Origin of the sequence: Metallibacterium scheffleri (assembly GCF_002077135.1) — a bacterium.
In the GTDB taxonomy this organism is placed as follows: domain Bacteria; phylum Pseudomonadota; class Gammaproteobacteria; order Xanthomonadales; family Rhodanobacteraceae; genus Metallibacterium; species Metallibacterium scheffleri.
Window position 1 is genome coordinate 647,877 of sequence record NZ_LDOS01000001.1, and the last position, 23,451, is coordinate 671,327.

Below are 23,451 nucleotides of genomic sequence, written 5' to 3' on the forward strand. Positions count from 1 at the left end.
CACGCTGTCAAGTCGGCGACCGCAGCGGCAGGGTGTTCCAGGCCTCGATCACCGCGTCCGCGGCGGTGTCCAGCAGCCGCGCGCGGCCGGCATCCTGGCCGCCCAGCCACAGCACCGGACTGCCCGTGGGCGCCCGCGGCAGCCACGCCGCCGCGCTGGCCGCGCCGTACAGCACCAGCAGCGGGCAGCCCAGAGCGGCGGCGCTGTGCGCCGGGCCGGTATCGACGCTGATCATGCCAGCGGCGCGCGCCTGCAGCGCCAGCAGGCGCGGCAAGGGCAGATCGTCGCCGATGGCCTGCGCGGCGGCGAGACCGCTGGCGCGCGCCAGGCGCCGCAGCCACGCCTGCTCCGGCGCGGTGCCGGTGAGCAGGATGATGGCGGCGGGGACGCGCGCGTGCATGGCCTGCAGCAAGGCCAGCCAGCGCGCATCCGGCCAGGCCTTGCTGTCGCCCAGGCGTCCACGCGTGCCGCCGCGCTTCAGCGTGCGCTTGTTGCCGGCGTGCAGCAGCAGCAGCGGGCGTCCGGCCCAGCCGCGCCGCGCCAGCCACGCGCCGCAGTCGGCTGCGGCGCTGGCGCTGATGAACAGTCGCGGCGCCGCCTCGGTCAAAGCCTGGGCTGCGCCTGGCCACCGCGGCGCGTCCAGTGCACCGAAGGCCAGCCAGCGCTCGACCCAGTGCGTGCGTGCGCATTCGGGGTGCGCGCCGACCCACAGCAGATCGCCGGCATCGAAGCCGGCGCGCGCCAGCAGTCGCGCCAAGGGCGTGGTGGCCAGCTCGTCGCAGACATAGACCGGGCGCCGGCCGCCGCTGCGCAATTGCGCCACGGCCCGCCACTGGCGCGGATCCGTCCAGTACGGGCGTTTGCGGCTGCCCAGCAGCAGCACACGGTGGACGTCGGGATGCCCGGCGTACAGCGGTGCCGTCCATGCGCCTGCGCCAAGCACGTCCGCCGCCAGCCCGTAGCGCTGGTGCAAGAGCGCCAGCAGAGGCGTCAGCAGCACCATGTCGCCGAGCGCGCCGCAGCGCACGACCAGCGGGCGCGGCATGCAGGCGTGCGTGCAATCGGGCATGCGATCGGGCATGGATCGTGGCGGGCCAGCGCTGCGGCGAGAGGGGCGCGCAGCCTAGCAGCACCGCCGTGGTGCGCTGCGTAGCGGAGCCTGGCTCATTCCTCGTTGCGCAGCTTCTGCAAGGCGCTCACCGAGAGTTCGGCGACCTGATCGCGGCCATTGCGCTTGGCGCGGTACAGGGCCAGATCGGCGGCGCGCAGCAACACGTCCAGACGCGCATCCGGGTCGGCCAGCATCACGCTGAATCCCAGGCTCAGGGTGACGTGGCCACGCGTGCTGCCGCTGTGCGGAATGGCCAGCGCGGCCACGGCGGCGCGCGCGGCTTCGGCCAGTTCCTGGATGTGTCGCCGTTGCGCGGGCAGGATCAAGGCGATGAATTCCTCGCCGCCGCTGCGCGCCAAGACGCGCGCATCGCGCTGCAGGCTCGCCTGCAACGCGGTGGCCACGCGACGCAGGCACGCGTCACCGGCGCCGTGGCCATAGGTGTCGTTGTAGGCCTTGAAATGATCGATGTCGCAGGCGATCGCGGCAACCTCGCCATGCTGTTGCCGAGCCTCAGCCCACAGCGTGTCCGCCAGCTCGCGCCAGCCGCGGTAGTTGGTCAACCCGGTCAGGGCGTCGGTACGCGCGGATTCGGCCAGCGCATCCACGGCGCGGCGCAGCTCGCGGGTGCGTTGCTCGATCTCGTGTTCGCGCTCGGCCAGGGTTTCCTCGCGCTGCGCCAGCAACGCCTGGAACAACGCGGCATGCGCCTCCAGCGCGTCGACGATCGGGCGCAGCTCGCGCGGCGCGGCGCGCAGACCGGGCGGCAGTTCGGCGCTGCCGCTCGGGTCGAACCGCGCCAGTGCATCCGCGAGGGTGTTGACCGGGGCGAGCAGGCGTCGCGTCGCGCCACGTATCAGCAGACGCAGCGATATCGACACCAGCACCAGCAGCAGGCCGAGCAATCCCAAGGCCAGCAGCCAAGCATGCGCGAATAGCTGGCGCGGGCCCAGCGCGACCACCTGCCATCCATTCGGCAGCATTTCACGCAAGCCGCGGCGTTCCATCAACGGCCCGGGGTCGACGTCCGCCACATGATCAACCGGCAGCGCCAGCGCATGCCGCAGGGTGGAATCGTCGTGTGCCGGAACGCCTCGTGTCAGACCCAGCCCCGGACTGGCTGCCACCACACGCCCTTGTGCATCGAGCAGGGCCAGTGCGTTTTCAGGCCCAGCCAGTTCGCCCAGGTCGGCCTGCAGCTTGTCTGGATCGAGTACCGCGCCAACGACGCCCAGCAACCTGCCCTGCGGGTCGTACACCGGCGCGGCGATGCCAACCTGCATGCCCTGGCCGTAGCCATGGCTGTGGAACAGGCCAGTCACCGCGACAGCGCGGTTGCGCAGCGCGGCGCGGAAATAGTCGCGCTCGGCCAGATTGACGCCCTGCCAGTAGTAACCGCGTCCGGCAGCGTCGTGCTCCGGCGAGGCGACTAGCACCGCGCCGTCCGCCGCCGCGGCGAACGTGGTCAGCATGCCGGGATACATTTTTTGCAGCAGGCGCAGGCGCGGAGTGAGAGTGGCCACCGAAAAATCGCTGCGCAGCGTGGGAACCTCGGCGATGGTGGCGATGGCATCGCGGTGTCGCGCCAGATACCCGCGCAGGGCCAGCTCGGCGCCATCGGCCATGCTGCCCAGCATGGCCGCGCTATGGCGCGCATCGCTGCGCCCGTACCACGCGCTCAGCGCGAGGCCCAGCAGCAGCGCCGGCAGCAGGGCGAACAGCAGCAGCACCGCGGCGGCGCGGCGGGCGAGAGATCCGGTTTGGCGGTAGGGCATGGGACAAGCCTAGCAAGCGAGCCCTGGCGCGCGAATCCAATTTCGCGCAACGCTGACCATCCTGCTGTTTTATTCCCTGCTTCCGGCCTGCACCGGCGGCCGCCGGCGGCCGCCAGGGCAAGGCGCGACGGCAATGCCTTCGCCACGCCGGGTTTCTGCCGGCCGACCTTCGTCGATTGCCACGCCGAACGCAGCGAGGCATCTCGCGTGTCCGGCTTCCGGCTCACGCCATCCAGCCGCCCAGCACCAGCAGCGCGGCCAGAACCAGCCACACCAGCAGCACGCGGTTGAGCAAATGCGCGAGGTCTTCGAGCTCGCCGGCCACGTCGGTGGCGTCCACGGCATAGCCATCGCCGGCCTCGACATCGGCGTTGACCCCGGCCACGGCGATGGCGGGCAGGAAATCCGGATCGAGTCCCAGCCAGCTGCGGCCCGGCTCGTTGTGCCAGGCGCGCAGGCTGCCGAGCACGGCATCGAAATTCGACACCAGCGCCATCGCCAGCACCATCAGCAATGCCGCTGGCCATTCCAGTGCTGCGGCCATGCGCCGCGCGAAATCCTGCTGCGCGGCGGGCAGCCCGGCGGCATGTCCGGCCGCGCCAGCGGCCAGCCGCGCCAGCCGGTACAACAGCGCGCCACCCGGACCGAGTATGAAGAACCAGAACAGCACCGCGTAACGACGCCGCAGCGCGGCGTTGATGCCGGCGCCGACCACGCTGGGCGCACTCCATGCCAAGGCGGCATCGCTGCCATCGCCGAAGTTCTGCAATGCGGTCGCACGCATCTCGCCTTCGGCGGCGTTGAGCAGTTCTTCGAGGTCGGCTTCCAGTTCGCGCGGGCCCAGCGTCCACAGCAGGGTCACCAGCGCGAACGCCAGCCACAACACGCCCAGCCAGCGGTCCAGCAGCACATAGCTGACCACTCCGGCCAGCGCCGCGGGCAACAGCACCGCGAGCACGATGCCCGTGCGCGTGGCGCCCGTGGCGCGCAGCCAGGGTTTCAACCAGCCGAAGCTGCGCAGGTGCAACAGGGTTGGCACGCCGCGCGCCAGGAGCAGGGCCAGCAGCACGGCAAGCAGCTTCAGCGCCATGGACACTCCTTGGTATGAGGCGTGATTGTAATCACGCGCCCGGCATCGTGCTGTCAGCGCGGGCACGGGCGCATGCACGGGCCGCGATCAGCGCTGACTTGTATCGAATGGCCGCTGCCATCACGGCGCTCGGCGCGTACGCGCCAGCCAGTCCGCGATCAGGTGATGGGCCACCGAAAAACGCGGCGGCAGGCTCAGGGTGCCAGCGGCCAGCCCGGCGCGCAGCCCGGCGCGCGTGAACCAGCGCACCTCGGCCAGTTCGCCATCGCCCGTCGCCAGCACGCGCGAGACGGCCCGCGCGGTGAAGCCCAGCATCAGCGAGGCCGGGAACGGCCATGGCTGCGAGGAGTGATAGTCGCAGGCGCTGATCACCGCGCCGGACTCCTCGAACACCTCACGGCGCACGGCATCTTCCAGCGTCTCGCCCGGTTCGACGAAGCCGGCGAGCGTGGAAAAACGTCCCGGCGGCCAGCCCGGCTTGCGCCCCAGCAGCGCGGCGCCGGCGTGCTCGACCAGCACGATCACCGCCGGATCGGTGCGCGGGAACTGGTTCAGGCCGCACTGCGCGCAGTGCGCGCGGTGGCCGCCTTGGTCGCGTTGCGTGGCGCCGCCGCAGGCCGGGCACCAGCGACTGGTGTGCTGCCAGTGCGCCAGGGCCGCGGCGTAGGCGGCGAGCCCGGCCTGGAAGGCATCGGCGGTGGCGGCCAGCGCGCGCAAACCCAGGGCCTGCCCCGGCCCCGGTGGTGGCCGCGCGCTGGCGGTCTGGAAATACGCGACGCCGCTGTCGTCCAGACCGAGCAGGCTGGCAGGTGCGCGTTGCGCGATATCCAGCGCGGCAGGGCCAAGCAATTGCAGCGCATCGCCCGCGGGGGTGGCCCACAGCCTGGATTCGGGCAGGGTCAAGACGAAGCGTGTGCGTGCATCGGCCTGCGCCGCAGCCAGCCAGGTCGCATCGTCGCGCAGCGTGTGGACACGGTCGAGAACCAGCCCGGCATAGGCATTGCGCGCCGAGCGCTGGCTTGCGTTCACACCGAGAACGAGGACCCGCAGCCGCAGGTGGTGCGCGCGTTGGGGTTGCGGATCACGAATTGCGCGCCGTTGAGGTTTTCGCGGTAGTCGATCTCGGCCCCGGCGAGGTATTGCAGCGACAGCGGATCGACCAGCAGGGCGACACCGTCGCGCTCCAGCACGTAGTCATCGTCGGATTGCTGCTCGTCGAAACTGAAACCGTACTGGAAACCCGAGCAGCCACCACCGGAGATGTACACGCGCAACTTGAGCGCGAGGTTGCCCTCTTCGGTGATCAACTCGCGCACTTTCTGCGCGGCCGCCGCGGTGAAGTCCAGCGGGTGCTCGGCGCTGCGGTAGTCAGGCGTGGCGATGGCGATATCCATGATCAGCATGCTTGGGGGCGGAGGCGCCGGGTTCAAGCCTCGGCCGCATCGGGTGCGGCCAGGCGTTTGGGTGCATCGGCATCGTGCAGCATACGCCCATTGACCTGGGCGCCGGCGGCCATCTCCAGGCTGCAGTAGCGCACATCGCCCTCGACCCGCGCCGCAGCCGCCAGCTGCAGATGCTGCGTGGCGTGGATATCGCCGCGCAGCGTGCCGTTGATCACCGCCTGTGGCGCCAGCACGCCGCCTTCGATCACGCCCCCGGCGCTGAGCGTGAACAGCGCTTCACCATCGCCACGCACGTTGCCGATCACACATCCGCACACATGCAGCGTGCCGCTGAAGGTGATGTCGCCGTGCACGGTCGTGTCGGCCGCAATCAGGCTGGTCGCGCCGCCGCCGGCGCGGTCTTTACGGGTTTTGCGGAACATGGATCGTATCCTTGCCGGCCAGCGTGCCGGCCCAGGCCAGATCACGCGTGAACGCGGCACCACCCGCGGGCTTGAGGGTGACATGGATGCGCGCCGGCACGAACCCCGGCGGTAGCACGAGCATGCCATGCACTTGCTGGAAATACTTGAAGGCAAACGGCAGTCCGTCACGCTGCCGCGCATCCGCCAGTTGCGCCCAGGCGCAGCGCGCCGCGCGACCGCCCTGCACGCCCTGTAGCGTCAGGGTCATCAGGCCATGCACGGGGTTGCTGTCGCGCGCGGTCTGCAGCAGGGTCACGGTGAAGGTATAGCCGCGCGTCCCGGCCACCGGGCTCAGCGTCAGTGCGGCCACGCCCAAGCCCGGCGCCTGTTCGTCGCCGCCGATCAGGCGTGTGTAGAAAGCCAGATCGGCGCGCAGACTTTCGATTTCGGCGCCGCGATCGGACAGCGTGCGGCGCAGCGCATCAGTGGCCACGCGCATCACCTGGCGGTCGCGTTGCACGATGGCCAGCTGCTGCTTCAACGCCTGGATTTCATCTTGCGCCGCCGCGGATGCGGCCTGCCCCGGCGCGGCGGCACCGCGCCCGGCGCTCCAGCGCCCCAGCGTGAAGCTGGCGCCCAGCAGCAGCAGCAGCGCCAGCAGCACGGCCACGACACGACGCTCATGGCTGCCGGGCAGGCGCGGGCGTACGCTGTAATCGGGTGGCGGCGTGACCGGCATCGCGGCAACCAGGGGCCGTAGTGAGGAGTGGCCGCGATGGTGCCATGACGAAAGTTTGCAATTTGTAAGCCACGTCACGACACGGCTCGCGCGGTCTGCTGTAGCTATACTCGGCCCTCGCGGAGTGACCCCATGCTTTGGCTGAAAGCGTTTCACATCATCTTCGTGGTGACCTGGTTCGCGGGTCTGTTTTACTTGCCGCGATTGTTCGTGTACCACGCCGAGGCGACCGAGCCGGTGGTGCGCGAACGCCTCAAGGTGATGGAACGCAAGCTGATGATCATGACCCACATTGGCGGCGCGCTGGCGGTGGCGTTCGGCATCGCCATGCTGGTCATGGATCCGGGTTTTCTGCGGTTTCCGTGGATGCACGTCAAGCTCACCCTGGTGGCGCTGTTGATCGCCTACCACTTCGGCTTGCTGCATCTGAAAAACCGGTTTGCGCGCGACGCATGCGACTGGAGCAGCAAGCGCCTGCGCTGGTTCAACGAAGTTCCGTCGCTCTTGTTGGTTGCAATCGTCTTCCTGGTGGTGGTCAAGCCGTTCTGAGGACCACGCCGGGCATGGACGCATGGGGACGCAAAGGGGACAGGCATGAAGGTTACCGAGCAGCAGATTCGCAGCGAGGAGCTGAAGGGCGCCTTTTTGCGTCATCTGCCGCAGCGCATGAAGATCCTGTTGCGTCGCGCCGAGCGTCAGCGCCGCGAGGGCTGGGACGTCAACGCGCTGTATCTGCTGGAAACCGAGTTCGCGCGTCTCGCCGAGGCCGCCGGCCGTTATGGTCTGCCCGAACAGGCGGCACCGCTGCAGGCGCTGGCCGAATCGCTGCAACCCTTCGTGCTGGGCAGCACGCTGCCGGATGCAGCCGCCAACGACGCCATTGCGCAGGCGCTGGAGGCCTTGCAGGCCCCCATGGGCCAAGTGGCCATGCTGGAGCTCGCCGCGCGCGCCGAGGCCGCGCCGAGTGCGCCGCCGCCGCGGGCCGAAACCCCCGCCGACCCTGCCGGTTACGCGCAAATGGAAACCCCGCCGCCCGGTTATTGGCGCGAACTGGGCATTGCCGATCCCGAACCGCCCGCGCCCGCCGCCGCCCTGATCACCGATTCCGCTGGCATGCCCCTGCCGGCTGCCGCCGCCGTGGACATCGCCGCCACGGCGTCGGCCGCGCCCGCGCCCGCCGCGCTGGCGGTCGCGCCCCGAGTTTTGCTGCTGGGCGCCGACGCGGTGCTGCACGATCTGGCGCTGCACTTCGAGCAGGACGGGCACGCGGTGGCCGAAGTCGACAGCGTCGAGCGCATGATCATGGCGCTGGGCGACGCTGCGCCACCGCGGCTGCTGGTGGTCGGCGCGCGCGCACTGGCGGCGCTGCCGCTGCTGGCCCCGGCGCTGCGCCACGCCCGCGTCGAGGCCGGACACCGCATCGCGCTGCTGGCCATTCTCGAGCACGATGATCTGGGTGCACGCCTCGAAGCGCTGCGCGCCGGTGCCGATCACGCCCTGCCGCGCACCCTGGGCCTGCACGCGTTGCTGGCGCAGGCCGAGCCGCTGCTCAAGGACGAACTCGACGACGCGCCCTATCGCGTGCTGGTGGTCGACGACGACGCCGCCCAGGCCGCTTTCGCCGAAACCGTGTTGCGCAGGGCCGGCATGCAGACCCGCACGGTGGTCGAGCCGCTGGCGACGCTGGATGAGCTGGAGCGCTTCCAGCCCGATCTGATCCTGATGGACATCAACATGCCTGGCGCCGACGGCTTCGAGTTGACCGCGCTGATCCGCGAGCGCGAGGCCTTCGTGGCCACGCCCATCGTGTTTCTATCCGGTGATCCGGACACCGATCGCCAGTTCGCCGCGCTGGATGCGGGTGGTGATGATTTCATCGCCAAGCCGGTGCGGCCCAGGCACCTGATCGCTGCGGTCGGCAATCGCGTGCGGCGCGCGCGCGCCGCCACGCAACGCGGTCCGCGTGCGCTTGGCGGCAGCGGGGCGTTGGTCGATCGCGGCGTACTGTTCGATCGCATCGCGCGTCAACTGGCCGCGCGCACCGGCGTCACGCCCGGCGGCGGCCTGCTGCTGATCGAGTTGAACGACGCGCCGCGCCTGCGCGAGCGCCTTGGCCTCGGCGGTTTCGATCGCCTGCTGCAGCAATTCGCCACGTGGGTGGCTGAGCAGACCCTGCCGCGCGAGGTGCTGGCGCCATTCGGGCCCAGCGCCATTCTGCTGTTCGCGCCACAACGCGGCGAGGCCGCGCTGGCCGCCTTCGCCGAGGATCTTGCCGCGCGCATCGGCCAGGAGCGCTTCGAGATGGCCCGCGCGGTGCCGCTGGCGTTCAGTGCCGGGGTTTGCGGCATGGGCGCTGGCGCTGATCCGATGGCCTTGCTCGGCGCCTGCGAGCGTGCGCTGGAAAACGCGCGCCGGCAGGGCGTGAACGTCGCGCGCCACGCCGCGCAGGCATCGGGTCAACAAACCCTTGCCGCGCTCGTGCGCAGCGCATTGGCCGAGGACACCTTGAGCTTGGCGTTCCAGCCGCTGGTGCCGATCGCCGGCATGGCCGCTGCGCCGCGCTACCAGGCATTGCTGCGCCTGCGCGATGCGCGCGGCAGCGAGCACGCCGCCGCCGCTCTGCTGCCTGCCGCCGCCGCCGCTGGTCTGCTGCCGGCGCTGGATGTCTGGGTGCTCAAGCGCGCACTGGTGGTGCTGGCCGCGCGGCGCAAGCTGGGTACGGCGCTGATGTTGTTCGTCAGCCAGAGTTTCGAGGTGTTCGAAGAGGTCTGGCGCGATGGCAGTCTGGCGCAGGCGCTGGCTGCCGCCGCGCTGCCGGCGTCCAGCCTGGTGCTGGAATACCGTTGCGAGGCATTGCTCGGCGATTACCCCGACGCCGCGCGCCGTTTCGCGGATCTGCATGCGCGCGGCCTCGCGGTGGCGGTGGCCGGGGTCAGTGCGCAGACCCTGGCGCAGCCGGGCTTCAACGATCTGCCGCTGGATTTCCTCAAGCTGGCGCCCGAGCTGGCGCGCGACGGTCAGGCGCGTGCCGTGGTCGCCGCCGGACATGCGCGCGGCGCACTGGTCATTGCCCCGCGCGTGCATGATGCAAGTACCGCCGCGGCGTTCTACGCTGCCGGTGCCGACCTCTTGCAGGGCAACTTCGTGCAGGAAGCCGGCGCGCAACTCGATTACGATTTTGTCAGCAACACTGCCTGAGATGAGCCGCATGTCCGCCATGCCCCGTGATCGTACTGCCACCGCCCTGCTCGTCGGCAGCCTGGTGCTGTTGGCCGCATTGGTCGTGCTGGCCCTGTGGCAGATGGTGCTGCCGTGGAAGCTGGTGCTGGCCGCCGCCGCGCTGCTGGCCGCTGTGTTGGCCGTGCTGTCCTGGTTGCGTCTGGCGCGGCACTGGGGCGAGGCGGAAGCATTGCTGGTGCCGCCGGCGCCGACGCCCAACGCCACGCGCACGATCATTCTGGAGAAAGAGCTGTCGGCACTGCAGGGCATGCAGAAGGAACTGGTCACCGCCAAGCGCGCGGCCGAGGCCGCGACGCTGGCCAAGAGCGAATTCCTGGCCACCATGAGCCACGAGATCCGTACCCCGCTCAATGGCATTCTGCCGCTGCTGGACATCGTGCTGGGCGGGCAACTCAACGCCGACCAGCGCGATTACGTCGCCACCGCGCAGCGCTCGGCGCAGGAGCTGCTGCGCATCGTCGACGACATCCTCGACTACTCCAAGGTCGAAGCCGGCAAGCTCGAACTGGAGAACGTCACGCTCAACCTGCGCGACCTGCTCGACAGCGTGCAGGCGCTGATGGACAAGGCCGCTGAATCCAAGCGCCTCAGTCTGCGCCTGAGCGTGGATGAGGATGTGCGCACGTTGCTGCGCGGCGATCCGGTGCGCATCCGCCAGGTGCTCAGCAACCTGGTCGGCAATGGGCTCAAGTTCACCGAACGTGGCGGCGTATCGGTGCGCGTCAGCAAGCGCGCGGAAACGCCCACCCACGAGGAGCTGGTGTTCGCAGTGCGCGATACCGGCATCGGTATCACGCCGGAGGCCGCCGCGCGGCTGTTCCAGCCCTTCACCCAGGCCGAAAGCAGCACCACGCGCCGCTACGGCGGCACCGGCCTCGGCCTGACCATCTGCAAGAAACTGGTCGAGCTGATGGGCGGCAAGATCGGCCTGCGCTCCGAGCCGGGCAAGGGCTCGGTGTTCTGGTTCAGCCTGCCGCTGGCCAAACTCCCGGGCGAGGTCGCGCAAGGCCGGCTCAGCCTGCAGGGTGTGCGCGGTCTGTACGTCGGCAGCCAGCGTGGCTACGAGAAGCTCAACCCGCTGCTGGCCGGGCTGGGCCTGCAGGTGGAATTTCTGCCGCAGCCGGCCGAGGCACTGGCGCGGCTGCGCCGTTCCGCGCCGCTGGGACGCAGCTTCGGCCACGAATTGCTGGTCGCGGAAATGGGCGGCGCGCCGGGCGAGACGCAAAATCTGGTGCGCAACGTGTTGCGCGAGCCGACCCTCGAACGCGTGCGCATCCTGTTGCCCGGCGCACCTGCCGAGGCCGGCGGTCCGCGCCTTGGCGTGCTGCCGCGCGAACCTGATGAGTCCGCATTGCGCGCCGCGCTGGAAAGCCTGTTCGCGCTGAGTTCGCACACACGTCCGCAGCCATTGATCGCGCGCGCCACGACACCGCCGGCGCGCGCACCCGCGGCGGCCACCGCCAACGAGCTGGAGCCGCCGCTGCGTGGGCGCGTTCTGCTGGTCGAGGATCACCCCGTGAACCAGCAGGTGGCGACCAAGCTGCTGTCACGCTTGGGTCTGGAAGTGGTGCAGGCCAACCACGGCAGCGAAGCACTGGATCTGCTCGGCAAGGGCGTGTTCGATCTGGTGCTGATGGATTGCCAGATGCCGATCATGGACGGCTATGCGGCCACGCGCGAGCTGCGCCGTCGCGAAGCCCTGGTCAACTCCGCGCGCATGCCGGTGATCGCCATGACCGCGCACGCCATGGCTGGCGATCGCGAGAAATGCCTGGACAGCGGCATGGATGATTACCTGTCCAAGCCGCTCGACCGCGCGCTGCTGGCGCGTACCCTCAAGCAGTGGTTGCCGAGCACGCCCGTGGAGGAGGCCATTCCGGTCGCACCGGCGCCTGTCGCGCCCGATCCAGGTCAGGTGCTGCGCGTTGCCGCGCGCGCCGCGGCGGCGCCCAGCCGCATCACCCCGCCGCCGCTGCGGCCCAGTTTCGCGCCGCCCGCGCCGCCGCCAGTCGCCAGTGGCGATCTGCTTGACGAGGAAGTGCTGCGCGACCTCGAAGACATCATGGGCGACGAGCTCAAGCCGCTGGTCACGGTGTTCCTCGGCGACAGTCCGAAACGCATCGCCATGCTCGAACAATCCGCCGCGCAAAACGACATCAATGGCCTTTCGCAGCAGGCGCACGCGCTGAAATCGGCCAGCGCCAACCTCGGGGCCAAGCGCATGTCGGCCGAGGCCAAGACGCTGGAACTGGCCGCGCGCGCTGGCCAAGTCGACAATCCGGTGGCACGCGTCGCGCAGCTCAAGGCAATGTATCTGGCCACTGCCGATGCTCTGCGCGAACGCTTCGGCGTACGTGCCTGACAGAGCCGCGTCAGGCGCTGATTCAGTCGCTCGCCGCCGGCACGACGCCGGCCGGCACCGACCATGGCGGCGGCAATTCGCGTGCGCACAGGCGTTCGGCATGCACCACGAATTGGCGCAGCGCGCGCTGGTACACCTCGCGTTTGAACGCCACCACGGCTTCGCCCGGATACCAGAAATCCACCCAGCGCCAGGCATCGAACTCGGGATGATCGACCGCGTCCAGGCGCACCTGCGCGTCCTCGCCCATGAAGCGCAGCAGGTACCAGACCTGCTTCTGGCCCACGCACAACGGACGCTGGTGATGGCGCAGATAGCGATGCGGCAGGCGGTAGCGCAGCCAGCCCGGTGTGGACGCCAGCACCTCGACATGCGTTGCGCCGAGCCCGGTTTCCTCGGTCAGCTCGCGATGCATCGCCTCCAGCGGCGTCTCGTCGCTGCCGATGCCCCCTTGCGGAAATTGCCAACCGTCGCGCGTGATGCGGCGTGCCCAGAACACCCGGCCATCCGGATTGAGCAACACGATGCCCACATTGGGGCGGAAACCATCAGCGTCGATGACGTCGGACATGGCGCAGCGCACAAGAGGTGCGTCGATTCAAGCACGCGCACCCCGCAGCGGCAAGCGCCGCACCTTGCGTCAGTCGCGACGCACCCATAAAATCACCGGTTCGCGCGGCTATGTAGCTCAGCCGGTTAGAGCACAGCACTCATAATGCTGGGGTCGGTGGTTCGAGTCCACCCATAGCCACCACCGCATCAGCGCGCCGCGCGATCACTCTGCAACCCGCACGCCGCCTCGCTGTCATGGCAACGAGCGTGTCCGAGCATGCCCCCGTTTTCGCGCGATTTCAAGCCTACGTTTGGACGTCCAAACGACGCTGTGACAGTTTCTGTGACACTCCGCTGCGTCACAGATCTCATCGAACCGTGAGAATGACCCCGGCAGAGGTCGTGCTGGGGTCGCATTTTCACCCGACCCAAGCACTGTTTTTTGTCACAACTTCGGACGTGTCACAGCGTGTGCTGGAGTCATGCCGAAACGCGACCCAAGCACTGTTTTCCGTCACAGCCTTGGGCATGTCACAGGAGCACATGCAGTGCTGAGGTCAATTCGCGGTCTGTGACACAGCCGTTGTCACAGACTTCGGAGAGAACAACGCGCACGCCTCCAGCACACCTGTCAGATCTGTGGCGCGATGCAATCAGGTACCACTCGCGACGCGCTTGGCATGGTCACCGACACGCCCAAACCCACAGACGGCGATCAAGTTGGCCAGGTCATAGGGCAGCAGTCCAGCTATTGACCCGGGACTTACCGCGCGTTCGAGATTTATCAGTCCTGGAGCATGGTGCGCGACGACAAGGTTGAATGCCGCAACAGTCGGATATGACGACCGTCGGCGCTTGCTGATCAACGTGGAACTCGCAGGGCTGGTCACCATTTCGCCGCCGGGAGGTGCCGCACCTCCCCATCGTCAATTTTCAACGCGCGCCAACAACGCGGGTGCCAACAGCGTTCTGCACGTGCCCGCGCGTCTGCCATCACCGGCAATCTTGCCGCACGACCATAGGCTGAGCCCGGTGCCTTAGGGTGCTGCTCCATCGCTTTCTGCACGGAGTGGCGTCATGTCGTATCGCAATATCGTTTCGTTGGCTTGCTTGTCCCTGTTGGTCCTCATCCTCACGGCTTGCTCGGGCGGCGGCGCCAACGTCCAGCCCAATGTGCCCGCGTCGCCCTCCACGACGAGCAATCCACCACCGCCGACAACCGTGCCGCCGCCGACCACGGTGTACAGCTATCCCGAGTACAGCCAGATCATCCCGACGGGTGTGCAAGTAGCGCAGACCGGAACGGCTTGCGATGGCCATGGATGCACCGGTGCCGGAGTCAAAGTCGGGGTTCTCGACAGCGGCGCCAATCCCGCAATCCCCAGTCTCTCGGGCAAGATCGCGTGGTTCAAGTCCTATCTCACGCCGTCGACGGGCACGACAGCGAATGACTCCTACGGTCATGGCAGTTTCATTAGCCAGATCATCGCCGGGATGGCCAATCCGTCGGTGGGCTTTCAGGGTGGCGTGGCGCCAGGCGCGTCGCTGTATGAAGCGCAGATCTGCAACAGCACAGGCGGCTGCGTGTACTCCGCACAAAACTATGAGGACCTCTACGGTCAGGGCGTCACGATCTATAACATGAGCTTTGGCCCGACCGACAATGCCGCGACCGCGGCATCGGCGGTATTCCAGGGTGAAGCGAACATCTTCAACCCGCTGATCAATCTGAGCAACGGATTGTTTGTCGTCGCCGCGATGAATCAAGGTCAGCCCCAGCCAAGTTCCTTGGCCGCGCTACCTTACGGAGATTCGGCCGCTTTGCATAACTGGCTGGCCGTGGTCAACGTCAACATCGGTGCCAAAGGCGAAGTCGTCGGGCTCTGGAACACAGTCGGAAGCGAGCCGTCGAATGCGTGCGGCGTCGCCGCGGACTGGTGCATCAGTGCGCCAGGCTTCCTCGATGTGGATGGTGAGCCGGGATCAGCGCTTTGGTCGGGCACGAATGGTCTGGCGGGCGGCGTAGGTACCAGCTTTGCCACGGCCGTCATTACAGGCGTTGCCGCCCTGGTCCAACAAGCCTATCCATGGATGCAAGGCCCGCAACTGCAAGATACCCTGCTAACGACCGCCACGCCGATTGCCGATGGCAGCGGCAATACACCGAACGCGACCTTTGGCTGGGGACTGGTGAATGCCGGCAAGGCTGTCGAAGGCCCGGCCGCATTCCTGTTCGGCAACTTCGATGCCAACATTGGCGCCTTCGACGGCACGTTCGCCAACGACATCGGCCCGGACCCACTGGGTGGTAATGACCCGGTCAACGGAAGCGGTGGATTGGTCCTGACCGGCACGACCGGCACGCTCACGCTGACCGGCACCAACACCTATAGCGGCGACACAACGGTCAATAGCGGCAACTTGTGGCTGTCCGGCTCGGTGGCCAGCAACGTCACGATCAGCGGTGGCAGCTTCGGCGGCCCCGGCGCGATCAATGGCAGCGTGACCAACACCGGCGGCACGCTGATCAGCCAGGCCGCCGTGGGCGGCCAGGGCCTGACCCTCACCGGCAACTACACAGCCAACAGCGCCAGCACGACCGCGATCGCGCTGGGCAACCCGCTCACCGTGGACGGCAGTGCCAGCCTGGCCGGCATCCTCGAGATCCTCGCGCCGGCGACGACCTACACGCCGACCAGCACCGAGACGCTGATCAACTATGGCAGCGAGACCGGCAGCTTCGGCTCGCAGACGTACGGCGCCGGCGTGTTCTGGACGGTGAGCAACCTCAGCTATGGCAGCAAGGCGCTGACGGCGACCGTTACCGCCAGCAACGTCGCGCAGACTTCCGCGCTGCTGCCGGGTGCCGATGCGGTCACGCTGGCCACGGCGCAGGGCGTGCAGGCGTCGTTGCAACAGGCCAACGGCTGGAATACCGCGCAGCGTGCAGCGCATGCCGGCTTCCTGACCAACGCCGCGCAGTTCCTGGCGGCGCGCACCGATGCGCAGGCCAACGCCAGCCTGGGCAGCCTCTCCGGCGAGATCTACGGAACCACCCGTGCGCTGGAAGTGCAGCAGGCGCTGGACACCGACCAGACGCTGGCCGATCGCGTCAATGCGCTGGGTGAGGGCACGCGGCCCGGCGTGTGGATTCAGGCCACGGGCGGCTCGGGCACTTCGCGGCAGGCCGGCACGGCCACGGCGCACGACAACCTGGGCGGCGTGATGGCGGGTGTGGATGTTCCCGTCGCCCGCCACATCCAGATCGGCGCCGCGCTGAGCCGCAGCCACCTCGATGCGACGCTGGACGGTCTCGCTGGCCGCATCGATGGCGCACTCGACACCGTGGCGGTCTATGGCCGCGCCGGTCACGCGCAGGGTGTCTATCTGTCGGGCCGCGCCAGCGAAGGCCGACTCACCGCCAACATCGAGCGCACGGTGCTGCTGGGCAACTCCCTGCAGAGCCTGGCCAGCAACCGCACCGACACGATCACGGCGGGCACGCTGGAGCTGGGCGACACGCTGGGCCACTGGACGCCATATGCGGATCTGACCGGCATCCGGCTGCACCAGGCAGCGTACACCGAGGCGGGCGCATCCGGCTTCGGCCTCACCGCGGCGGCGCAGAGCCACACCGCCAGCTACGCGACGCTCGGCCTGCGCTACGGCACGGACTTCGACTGGGCGTTGGGCCGCAGCAGCCTGTCCGGCTGGCTGGCCTGGCAGCGCGTGCTGTCGGGTGCGAACCTGGGCTTCACGGCGGCCTTCGCCGGCACGCCGACGGCCACGTTCACGGCGCAAGGCCAGAGCCTGGTGCGCAATACGCTCGAGGGCGGCGTGGATCTCGACACGCGCTTCAACCGCACCTGGACGGGCTTCATCGACTTGGGCCTGGCGCGGGCGCGCGGCGCGTTCGTGAGCAAGCTGGCCAACGTCGGCCTCGAGGCGCGGTTCTGATCAATGTCGCCGACACGCGGTATGTGCATCGATTCGATGCACGCATCGACAAACACTCTTCGATCAAGTCGTTTGCATCCAAGTCAAACCTACCATTCCAGCTATTCCCAATCACAGGAGAAACCATGATGAACACTTTCCGCACGCTTGCCCTGATCGCTGCGATCACGTTGTGCACACTGGCACTCGCCGGCTGCAGCTCATCGCCCAGTGCATCCAATTTCCAGACAGCCATCCAGCATCGTTTCGACACGCATGATCCGAAGTGCATGTTCTATTCCAACTACCCGAAGCCCGGTCATGACACCGCGTTCGATTTCATGGCTATGGACGAGGTCAGCCAGGCGCTTGCCCATGCCGGCTTGTTCGCTACAACTGTGTACAAGGTGCTGCCGCCGGAGAAGGCATCGTTTCTGTCGTCTGCGCAACCCGCGAAGACGCTCTACAACTACGCACTGACGCCGATGGGCAAACGTTACTACTCGGTAAAGAACAAGTGCTTTGGTTTCAAGCGTGAGGTGGTCGCTATCACCAACTATGCCAAGGAAGACAGCTCGAACTATGAGGTTGATTTCACTTACAAGTACATCGTCCCGGCGTGGGCCAAGCAGCCCGGGGTCGTCAACGTAGTCAGTCAGATTCCGATTTTCCTGAGCTACAAGGAGTACTTGAAGTCAGGCGGCAAGCCAATCAAGAAGAAGGCTGCCATGACGCTGACGCACAATGGATGGAGGGCGGTATTCATGGACTTCTGAGCACGAGAAAGGGAGGCGCCTGTCCGCGGCTCACCCACAACGGCAGGCCGTGTGACGGCTGCTACACAGAGCCGATCACACAGGGACTGCTGGGGCAAGACAAGGATGTCTTGCTGCCTGCCTATCGCCGGCCCGCCCGGCGCACAGACGCATCAGGCCGCCCCGCGCGGGGCGATCCGCATGGATAATCCCCGGCAAGTTCCATGCCTTGGAGGGGGAGAATGGCCAAGCTGGTGCCCGCGCGCAGTACGTGTTTGCGACGCATGACGTCGGGTGAACGACGATTCTCGGAGCGACTCGAGCAAAAACTCGAGGATGACTATCTGCTCTGGTACGACGTGCCCATCGGGCTCAAGCAGCGCCAGCCCGACTTCGTCATCCTGCATCCACGGCGTGGCCTGCTCGTGCTCGAAGTCAAGGACTGGAAGCTCGAGACGATCCGCGAGGCCAATCGCAAGTCGTTCACTCTTCTCACCGATCGCGGCCTAGTCACCGTCATCAACCCACAGCAGCAGGCTCGTGTCTATGCGCTGGAGGTGAAAATCGTGCTCGAGGCCGACAGCGCCATGCGCCATCCGCCCGGCAGCCCACATGCCGGGCAATTGGTGATGCCCTGGGGTTTCGGTGTGGTGCTGACCCACATCACTCGAAGGCAATTTACCGAGGCGCAACTCGACCAGGTTATCGAGCCGCATCTGGTCTTATGCAAGGACGAAATCGTCGAAACGGTCGACGCCGAAGCATTGCAGCGCCGGCTATGGTCGATGCTTCCGCAACCCTTTGGCTGCGTGCTCAGCCTGCCGCAGATCGACCGCGTGCGCTGGCTGCTGTTCCCGGAAATCCGCGTGGCCCCGGGTGAAGGCCAGTTTGGCCTGTTCGATGCCGCATCCCAGCCCAACGTTATGCCCTTGGCCATCCCCGATCTGGTCAAGGTCATGGACATGCAGCAGGAGTCATTGGCGCGCTCACTGGGTGAAGGCCACCGCATCATCCACGGCGTGGCCGGATCGGGCAAGACCATGATCCTCGGCTACCGTTGTCTGCACCTTGCACGCATGGTCAGCAAGCCGGTGCTGGTGCTTTGCTACAACACCACGCTCGCTGCGCGCCTTGGCCAGATCGTCCATGGCTATGGCCTTGCGCACAAAGTGCAGGTCCACCACTTCCACGAGTGGTGCAGGCGCATGCTGGACGCCTATCACGTCTGTCTGCCGGCGTCGGGCGAACGTTACTTCGATGCGCTCGCGCCGGCCTTGATGCGCGCACTCGAGCAAGGCCAGGTGCCGCGTGCGCAATACAGCGCCGTGCTCATCGACGAGGGCCACGATTTCAAGTCCGACTGGTATCGTCTGGTCGTGCACATGCTCGATCCGTCCAGCAACGCGCTGCTGGTGTTGTATGACGACGCGCAAAACATCTACGGCACGCCGGCGCGGCGCGGATTCACATGGAAGAGCGTGGGCATCGAGGCCGTGGGCCATACCACGATCCTCAAGCTCAACTACCGCAACACGCTCGAGATACTCAGCGTCGCGCGGCATTTTGCTGAGGTCTTGCTGCACGAACAGAGCAGCGACGACGACGGAGTGCCCCTGATCGTGCCGCAAAGTTCGGGGCGCCACGGACCAGTGCCCGAACTGTTTGCCTTTCGCAACCAGCGCGACGAATGCAAGGCCATCGTTCAATGCATCCAGGATGCGCTGGATCGCGGCACGCAGCCGTGCGACATCGCGGTGCTTTACCGCACGCACCGCGAGGGCGATGCGCTCGCGCAACAGCTTGCCCATGCCGGCATTGCCGTCTGCGTCGCGCAAACGCGCGCCGGCAAGGCGGCCCTGTTCAGCGACGACCGTTGCATCAAGCTGATGACTCAGCACAGCAGCAAGGGCCTCGAATTTCCAATGGTCATCATTTACGGCCTTGGTCAGCTCCCGCACCCCCGCGAAGATGCAGTGCATGAAGCGCGGTTACTGTACGTGGCCATGACACGCGCCACAGAACGCCTCCTGCTGTTTCACCACGACGAGTCAGCCTTTACCATGCGCCTGGACAGCGCAATTCAGCGCACCTTGCACGCGCGTGACAGCGCCGCTTGAGACGCGCCGGCTCTCAAGCAAGGGAGGCCCAGGTCAACCTCGTGGCAAACTTGTCGCGCGGATGCAGCGCATCCTGATCGCGCATGCTTGCTTCATACCCGTGTCCAATCGAATCCCATGAAACCAGCCAACGAACGCCGCATCCTGCTTTGCGCCACCGGCCTCTCGCCGCAAGTGGTCACCGAAACCCTGTATGCCCTCGCTGTGCGCCAGCGCCCGGCGTGGGTGCCCAGTGAAATCCACATCATCACCACACGCGAGGGCGCGCATCGTGCGCGGCTCACCCTGATGCAAGATGGCAAAGGTGCCGTCGCAAGTCTGTGCGCCGATTACACGCTGCGGCCCCCACGTTTCGACGAGACTTGTCTGCATGTCGTCCAAGGCGCCGATGGCAAAGCACTCGAGGACATTCACGACGCCGATGACAACACCGCCTGCGCCGATGCCATGGTGCGCATGGTGCGTGAATTCAGCGCTGATGCGCATAGCGCCCTGCACGTATCCATCGCGGGAGGACGCAAGACCATGGGTTACCTGCTCGGCTACGCGCTGACCCTGTTTGGCCGTCCACAGGACCGGCTCTCGCATGTGCTGGTCGATGCCGATTTTGAATCCCACCCGGAGTTTTTCTATCCCACACCGCACACCCGGGTGCTTTACGCCACACGCGACCAGCGCCCGCTCGATGCCAAGAGCGCGCAGGTGCAACTGGTGGACATACCCTTTGTCAGCCTGCGCAGCGGCGTCACCGATCAACTCGCCAGCGACACCGGCATCAGCTTCAGCGAGGCCGTGCGCAAGGCATCCGTATTGGTGGCCACGCACAATGTGCGCGTCGATGTGCAAGCGCGCACGCTGCGCTACGCCGAGTTCGACATCGCGCTCAAACCGCTGGCATTTCTCGTATGGCTTTGGCTCGCACTGCGCGCGCAGCATGGCGAAGGACCGGTATCGCGCCACCTGTTCAACACCGATCCTGCGCTGCGCACTGGTCTCTGCCGCAGCGTGAAACCCCATCTGGCCGAAATGAGTGCTCTGGCGGCGCAACTCGACAATTTGCACGACGACGAAAAGTCCGCGCTGAACACCGACGGCTCGAAATGGCTGGGTGAGCGCGTCAACGAAATCAACAAAGATATCGAGGCCGCCCTGGGGACACGTGGGCGCACACTGCTGGGCGTTGCCACGCTTGGCCCGCGCGCACGCTCCGTTTACGCGCTCAACCTCTCGCCCGGACGCATCGAGTTCGTCTGAGCCATGCCCGGCTCTCCCATCCCCGGCGCGCCGCTGCCCAACCCGTTTCCGGTGGCGCGTTATCGCCTGCACTGCCGCGTCGAGCGTGCGCTGCATCTGCCCGACTACGCCGGCTCCACCTTGCGCGGAGTTTTGGGCCATGCCCTGAAAGATCTGGTCTGCGTCACCCGCCAGCCCGTCTGCGAGCCCTGCGCGTTCTACCGCAGCTGCGTCTATCCGTCCATCTTCGAGCGCCCGGCGCCAGTGGGCTATCCCGCGGCAGCCCTCCGCCACGCACCCAACCCGTTTGCCGTCGAGCCCGCCGGCTGGGGCGCACTGCATCTATCCAGCGGCGCCGATTTTCACTTCGACCTCGTGCTCATCGGCCCGGCACTGGTGCAGTTGCCCCTGATTGTGCGCGCCTGGCAGAAGGGCCTTGCGCGCAACGTCGGGGGCGGTCAGGGCAGCGCACGCGTGCAGCGCGTGCAGCACTTGGAAAGCGGCCATGTCATCTGGTGCGAAGACGCCGACTCGTTTCTTGCGCACAACCAGGCCGTAGCGCTGCCCACACCCGACAGCGCGCCTGCGCAGGTCACGCTCGAGTTCATCACCCCGCTGCGCCTGCAGCAGCAGGGTCGCGTACTCGACGCCAGTGCCATCACCGCCGGCGACGTACTCATTGCCCTGCTGCGCCGTGCCGCGCTGCTGCTGGAGTTGCAATTGGGTCGCGCCACCGGCTGGTGCTTTGACGACTTGCATGCACAGGCGCGCGCGACACGCGGCAGCGGCTCGCTGCGCTGGCGCGACTGGACGCGCTATTCCAACCGGCAACAGCGCGCCATGACCCTCGGCGGCATGGTTGGCTGCTACACCATCACCGACATCGCCGGCGCCTGGTGGCCTCTGCTCTACCTCGGCCAGTGGCTGCATGTGGGCAAGAACGCCAGCTTTGGCATGGGTGGTTACCGCATCAGCGCCGCCGGTTGAGCCCCGTCGCCTTCACGCGACGCGCGCCGAAACACGGCGTCGCAATCTTGCCACCCAACTCTGGCCGCGGTGCCGGCTGTTCCAATGGCGCCATGTTCCAGCCACTGGTCCTCGTCGCCTACGACATCAGCAGCCCGCTCCGTGCCCGCCGCGTGCGTCAAAGCCTGCGCGCATATGCCGTGGGTGGCCAGAAGTCACTCTACGAATGCCGTCTCGATGCCGGCTGCCTGCAAGCCACCCTGCAGCAGCTCGATGCACACATCGACCCGCAAGCCGACCGCGCGCTGATCGTGCAGATCGGCCGCGACACCCTCGTGCGCACCCTTGGCGTTGCCTGCGCACCCCACGATGGCACCTGCTTTTACCAGGGCTGAAGGAGTACACCCATGGGTATTCTGTTTGTCGACCACCACGACACCACCCTCGCCATCGAACAGGGCAACCTGGTCCTGCGCGTTCCCAATGCGCCCGGCCCGCGTCACCTGCCATTGGCGCTGATCGAGCGCGTCGTGCTGCGCGCCCGCACCCAACTCGACAGCCAAACCCTGGCCACCCTGGCCGATGCCGGCATCGGCGTGATCGCCCACGGCGGACGCGGCGGACAGCGCGTCGCCCAGATTCTGGGCGCGGCCGGCAACGACGCGCGCCGCCGCATTGCGCAAGTGCGCAAGCTCGACGATGCTGCCCACGTCCTGCACTGGAGCCAGACACTCATCCGCGCCAAGCTGCGCGCACAGCGACGTTTCATCGCCAGCCTCATGCAACAGCGCCCCGACCAGCGCAAGCCACTGTTCGACGCCTTTGAAACCCTGGGCGCCACCCTGCAGCGCCTGCCGCGCGTGCGCACCGTCGAAAGTGTACGCGGCCTCGAAGGCGCGGCCGCGGCCGCCTACTTCGCCGGATTTTCCAGCGTCCTCCCGCCCGAGCTGGGCTTTACCCAGCGCAACCGCCGCCCGCCGCGCGACCCGGTCAACGCCTGCCTGTCGCTGGGTTACACCCTGCTGCACAGCCTGCTGGTGGAGACCATCTACGCCCACGGCCTCGACCCCATGATCGGCTACCTGCACGTGCCCGAACATGGCCGCGCCAGCCTCGCCGCCGACCTTATGGAACCATGGCGCCCTTGGATCGATCGCCGTGTCCACGCCCTGTTTCGCAGCCGGCGCCTCAGCGCCGAGCACTTCGGCCGCGACGGCGGTGACGCCTGCATCATGGGCAAGGCCGGCCGCCAGCACTTCTACACCGACTGGGCGCAAGCCGCGCCGCCCCTACGCCGAGCCTTGCGTCGGCCCATGCACGAAGTGTTGCGCGCCATCAGCCCGGACCTGAGCCTGTGAGCGCCTCCACACGCACCTGGCTGGTTGCCTACGACATCCGCGATCCCAAGCGTCTGCGCAGCGTGCACCGCACTTTGCGCAAACAGGGCATCGCCACCCAATACTCGCTGTTCACCCTCCTGGCCGACGATGCCGGTCTGGACGAGCTTTTCGCGCAACTGGCAAGTCTCATCGACCCGCGCCGCGACGACGTGCGTGCCTACGCCATCCCTGCGCGCGCCCGCGTCTGGAGCCTGGGCCGGCCAACTCTGCCGCAAGACATCGAGCTGACAGGCACACAAGCTGCCGCGCACCTGCTTGACCTGCTCGGTGCGAGGGCGGCCGCCAGACAGTCCAGCGCACAGGGTCACCCCGATCATGCTTGACATGCGCAAATCACCGGCGCAAGGTCACGCACATCCGGCAACGTG

At 67.3% G+C, this 23,451-nt stretch carries 19 protein-coding genes and 1 tRNA gene; 12 read left to right on the forward strand and 8 right to left on the reverse strand.

The window, feature by feature from the left end; all coding sequences use genetic code 11:
• Positions 1 to 7: 7 nt before the first annotated feature.
• The 7 genes from Mschef_RS02870 to Mschef_RS02900 form a co-directional block, all read right to left on the reverse strand.
• Entirely contained in the window at positions 8 to 1,081 is a 1,074-nt protein-coding gene (locus Mschef_RS02870; protein WP_081126311.1) for a glycosyltransferase family 9 protein, read from the reverse strand.
• A gap of 83 nt (positions 1,082 to 1,164) precedes the next feature.
• The gene (locus Mschef_RS02875; RefSeq protein WP_081126312.1) at positions 1,165 to 2,886 is read right to left on the reverse strand and encodes a diguanylate cyclase domain-containing protein; all 1,722 of its coding nucleotides are present in this window, start codon (positions 2,884 to 2,886) and stop codon (positions 1,165 to 1,167) included.
• 223 nt (positions 2,887 to 3,109) lie between these two features.
• Positions 3,110 to 3,976: a hypothetical protein gene (locus Mschef_RS02880; protein WP_081126313.1), complete on the reverse strand. Its 867-nt coding sequence runs from the start codon at positions 3,974 to 3,976 to the stop codon at positions 3,110 to 3,112.
• 120 nt (positions 3,977 to 4,096) lie between these two features.
• On the reverse strand, positions 4,097 to 5,005 hold the full coding sequence (gene nudC / locus Mschef_RS02885; RefSeq protein WP_081126314.1) for an NAD(+) diphosphatase: 909 nt from the start codon (positions 5,003 to 5,005) through the stop codon (positions 4,097 to 4,099).
• Positions 5,002 to 5,370 (reverse strand): iron-sulfur cluster insertion protein ErpA, encoded by a 369-nt coding sequence (erpA, locus tag Mschef_RS02890; RefSeq protein ID WP_168708904.1) that lies wholly within the window; start codon positions 5,368 to 5,370, stop codon positions 5,002 to 5,004. The genes nudC and erpA overlap by 4 nt, the downstream gene beginning before the upstream one ends.
• A gap of 32 nt (positions 5,371 to 5,402) precedes the next feature.
• Positions 5,403 to 5,801 (reverse strand): bactofilin family protein, encoded by a 399-nt coding sequence (locus tag Mschef_RS02895; RefSeq protein ID WP_081126315.1) that lies wholly within the window; start codon positions 5,799 to 5,801, stop codon positions 5,403 to 5,405.
• Positions 5,782 to 6,522 (reverse strand): DUF6776 family protein, encoded by a 741-nt coding sequence (locus Mschef_RS02900; protein ID WP_081126316.1) that lies wholly within the window; start codon positions 6,520 to 6,522, stop codon positions 5,782 to 5,784. The genes Mschef_RS02895 and Mschef_RS02900 overlap by 20 nt, the downstream gene beginning before the upstream one ends.
• Before the next feature lie 132 nt (positions 6,523 to 6,654).
• On the opposite strand from Mschef_RS02900, the gene Mschef_RS02905 reads away from it, so the two are divergent.
• Genes Mschef_RS02905 through Mschef_RS02915 form a run of 3 tightly spaced genes read left to right on the forward strand, consistent with a single transcriptional unit; the run spans position 6,655 to position 12,124 of the window.
• Entirely contained in the window at positions 6,655 to 7,071 is a 417-nt protein-coding gene (locus tag Mschef_RS02905) for a CopD family protein (RefSeq protein WP_081126317.1), read from the forward strand.
• A 45-nt stretch (positions 7,072 to 7,116) separates the two neighbouring features.
• Positions 7,117 to 9,720 carry a response regulator gene (locus Mschef_RS02910; protein ID WP_081126318.1) on the forward strand — a complete coding sequence of 868 codons (2,604 nt, stop codon included), beginning with the start codon at positions 7,117 to 7,119 and terminating at the stop codon, positions 9,718 to 9,720.
• A gap of 10 nt (positions 9,721 to 9,730) precedes the next feature.
• On the forward strand, positions 9,731 to 12,124 hold the full coding sequence (locus tag Mschef_RS02915) for a hybrid sensor histidine kinase/response regulator (protein WP_168708903.1): 2,394 nt from the start codon (positions 9,731 to 9,733) through the stop codon (positions 12,122 to 12,124).
• Positions 12,125 to 12,146: 22 nt separating this feature from the next.
• Here Mschef_RS02915 and Mschef_RS02920 read toward each other — a convergent pair whose 3' ends face one another.
• Positions 12,147 to 12,695 (reverse strand): RNA pyrophosphohydrolase, encoded by a 549-nt coding sequence (locus tag Mschef_RS02920; RefSeq protein ID WP_081126320.1) that lies wholly within the window; start codon positions 12,693 to 12,695, stop codon positions 12,147 to 12,149.
• A gap of 106 nt (positions 12,696 to 12,801) precedes the next feature.
• Here Mschef_RS02920 and Mschef_RS02925 point away from each other — a divergent pair.
• The 9 genes from Mschef_RS02925 to cas2 (Mschef_RS02965) all read left to right on the forward strand — a co-directional run bounded on the left by Mschef_RS02925 (position 12,802) and on the right by cas2 (Mschef_RS02965) (position 23,406).
• Positions 12,802 to 12,878, forward strand: a tRNA-Met gene (locus Mschef_RS02925).
• 908 nt (positions 12,879 to 13,786) lie between these two features.
• Complete coding sequence (locus tag Mschef_RS02930; protein ID WP_206780147.1) at positions 13,787 to 16,633, forward strand: S8 family serine peptidase; 2,847 nt, start codon at positions 13,787 to 13,789, stop codon at positions 16,631 to 16,633.
• Between the two features lie 125 nt (positions 16,634 to 16,758).
• Positions 16,759 to 17,388 (forward strand): hypothetical protein, encoded by a 630-nt coding sequence (locus Mschef_RS02935; protein ID WP_081126322.1) that lies wholly within the window; start codon positions 16,759 to 16,761, stop codon positions 17,386 to 17,388.
• A 221-nt stretch (positions 17,389 to 17,609) separates the two neighbouring features.
• Positions 17,610 to 19,484 carry a DEAD/DEAH box helicase gene (locus tag Mschef_RS02940; RefSeq protein WP_081126323.1) on the forward strand — a complete coding sequence of 625 codons (1,875 nt, stop codon included), beginning with the start codon at positions 17,610 to 17,612 and terminating at the stop codon, positions 19,482 to 19,484.
• A 117-nt stretch (positions 19,485 to 19,601) separates the two neighbouring features.
• Complete coding sequence (gene csm6, locus Mschef_RS02945; protein ID WP_081126324.1) at positions 19,602 to 20,738, forward strand: CRISPR-associated ring nuclease Csm6; 1,137 nt, start codon at positions 19,602 to 19,604, stop codon at positions 20,736 to 20,738.
• A 3-nt stretch (positions 20,739 to 20,741) separates the two neighbouring features.
• On the forward strand, positions 20,742 to 21,704 hold the full coding sequence (gene cas6 / locus Mschef_RS02950) for a CRISPR system precrRNA processing endoribonuclease RAMP protein Cas6 (protein ID WP_081126325.1): 963 nt from the start codon (positions 20,742 to 20,744) through the stop codon (positions 21,702 to 21,704).
• Between the two features lie 92 nt (positions 21,705 to 21,796).
• The gene (gene cas2, locus Mschef_RS02955; RefSeq protein ID WP_081126326.1) at positions 21,797 to 22,078 is read left to right on the forward strand and encodes a CRISPR-associated endonuclease Cas2; all 282 of its coding nucleotides are present in this window, start codon (positions 21,797 to 21,799) and stop codon (positions 22,076 to 22,078) included.
• A 12-nt stretch (positions 22,079 to 22,090) separates the two neighbouring features.
• Complete coding sequence (gene cas1, locus Mschef_RS02960) at positions 22,091 to 23,041, forward strand: CRISPR-associated endonuclease Cas1 (protein WP_081126327.1); 951 nt, start codon at positions 22,091 to 22,093, stop codon at positions 23,039 to 23,041.
• Positions 23,038 to 23,406 (forward strand): CRISPR-associated endonuclease Cas2, encoded by a 369-nt coding sequence (gene cas2, locus Mschef_RS02965; protein ID WP_168708902.1) that lies wholly within the window; start codon positions 23,038 to 23,040, stop codon positions 23,404 to 23,406. Before cas1 ends, cas2 (Mschef_RS02965) begins: the two co-directional genes overlap by 4 nt.
• The last annotated feature ends 45 nt before the right edge of the window (positions 23,407 to 23,451 follow it).

Bases quoted from the DNA above. Each gene is read 5' to 3' on its own strand.
- Mschef_RS02870 (WP_081126311.1), bottom strand. From the start codon at position 1,081: ATGCCCGATCGCATGCCCGATTGCACGCACGCCTGCATGCCGCGCCCG.
- Mschef_RS02875 (WP_081126312.1), bottom strand. From the start codon at position 2,886: ATGCCCTACCGCCAAACCGGATCTCTCGCCCGCCGCGCCGCCGCGGTG.
- Mschef_RS02880 (WP_081126313.1), bottom strand. From the start codon at position 3,976: ATGGCGCTGAAGCTGCTTGCCGTGCTGCTGGCCCTGCTCCTGGCGCGC.
- erpA (WP_168708904.1), bottom strand. From the start codon at position 5,370: ATGGATATCGCCATCGCCACGCCTGACTACCGCAGCGCCGAGCACCCG.
- Mschef_RS02895 (WP_081126315.1), bottom strand. From the start codon at position 5,801: ATGTTCCGCAAAACCCGTAAAGACCGCGCCGGCGGCGGCGCGACCAGC.
- Mschef_RS02900 (WP_081126316.1), bottom strand. From the start codon at position 6,522: ATGCCGGTCACGCCGCCACCCGATTACAGCGTACGCCCGCGCCTGCCC.
- Mschef_RS02905 (WP_081126317.1), top strand. From the start codon at position 6,655: ATGCTTTGGCTGAAAGCGTTTCACATCATCTTCGTGGTGACCTGGTTC.
- Mschef_RS02910 (WP_081126318.1), top strand. From the start codon at position 7,117: ATGAAGGTTACCGAGCAGCAGATTCGCAGCGAGGAGCTGAAGGGCGCC.
- Mschef_RS02915 (WP_168708903.1), top strand. From the start codon at position 9,731: ATGTCCGCCATGCCCCGTGATCGTACTGCCACCGCCCTGCTCGTCGGC.
- Mschef_RS02920 (WP_081126320.1), bottom strand. From the start codon at position 12,695: ATGTCCGACGTCATCGACGCTGATGGTTTCCGCCCCAATGTGGGCATC.
- Mschef_RS02935 (WP_081126322.1), top strand. From the start codon at position 16,759: ATGATGAACACTTTCCGCACGCTTGCCCTGATCGCTGCGATCACGTTG.
- Mschef_RS02940 (WP_081126323.1), top strand. From the start codon at position 17,610: ATGGCCAAGCTGGTGCCCGCGCGCAGTACGTGTTTGCGACGCATGACG.
- csm6 (WP_081126324.1), top strand. From the start codon at position 19,602: ATGAAACCAGCCAACGAACGCCGCATCCTGCTTTGCGCCACCGGCCTC.
- cas6 (WP_081126325.1), top strand. From the start codon at position 20,742: ATGCCCGGCTCTCCCATCCCCGGCGCGCCGCTGCCCAACCCGTTTCCG.
- cas2 (WP_081126326.1), top strand. From the start codon at position 21,797: ATGTTCCAGCCACTGGTCCTCGTCGCCTACGACATCAGCAGCCCGCTC.
- cas1 (WP_081126327.1), top strand. From the start codon at position 22,091: ATGGGTATTCTGTTTGTCGACCACCACGACACCACCCTCGCCATCGAA.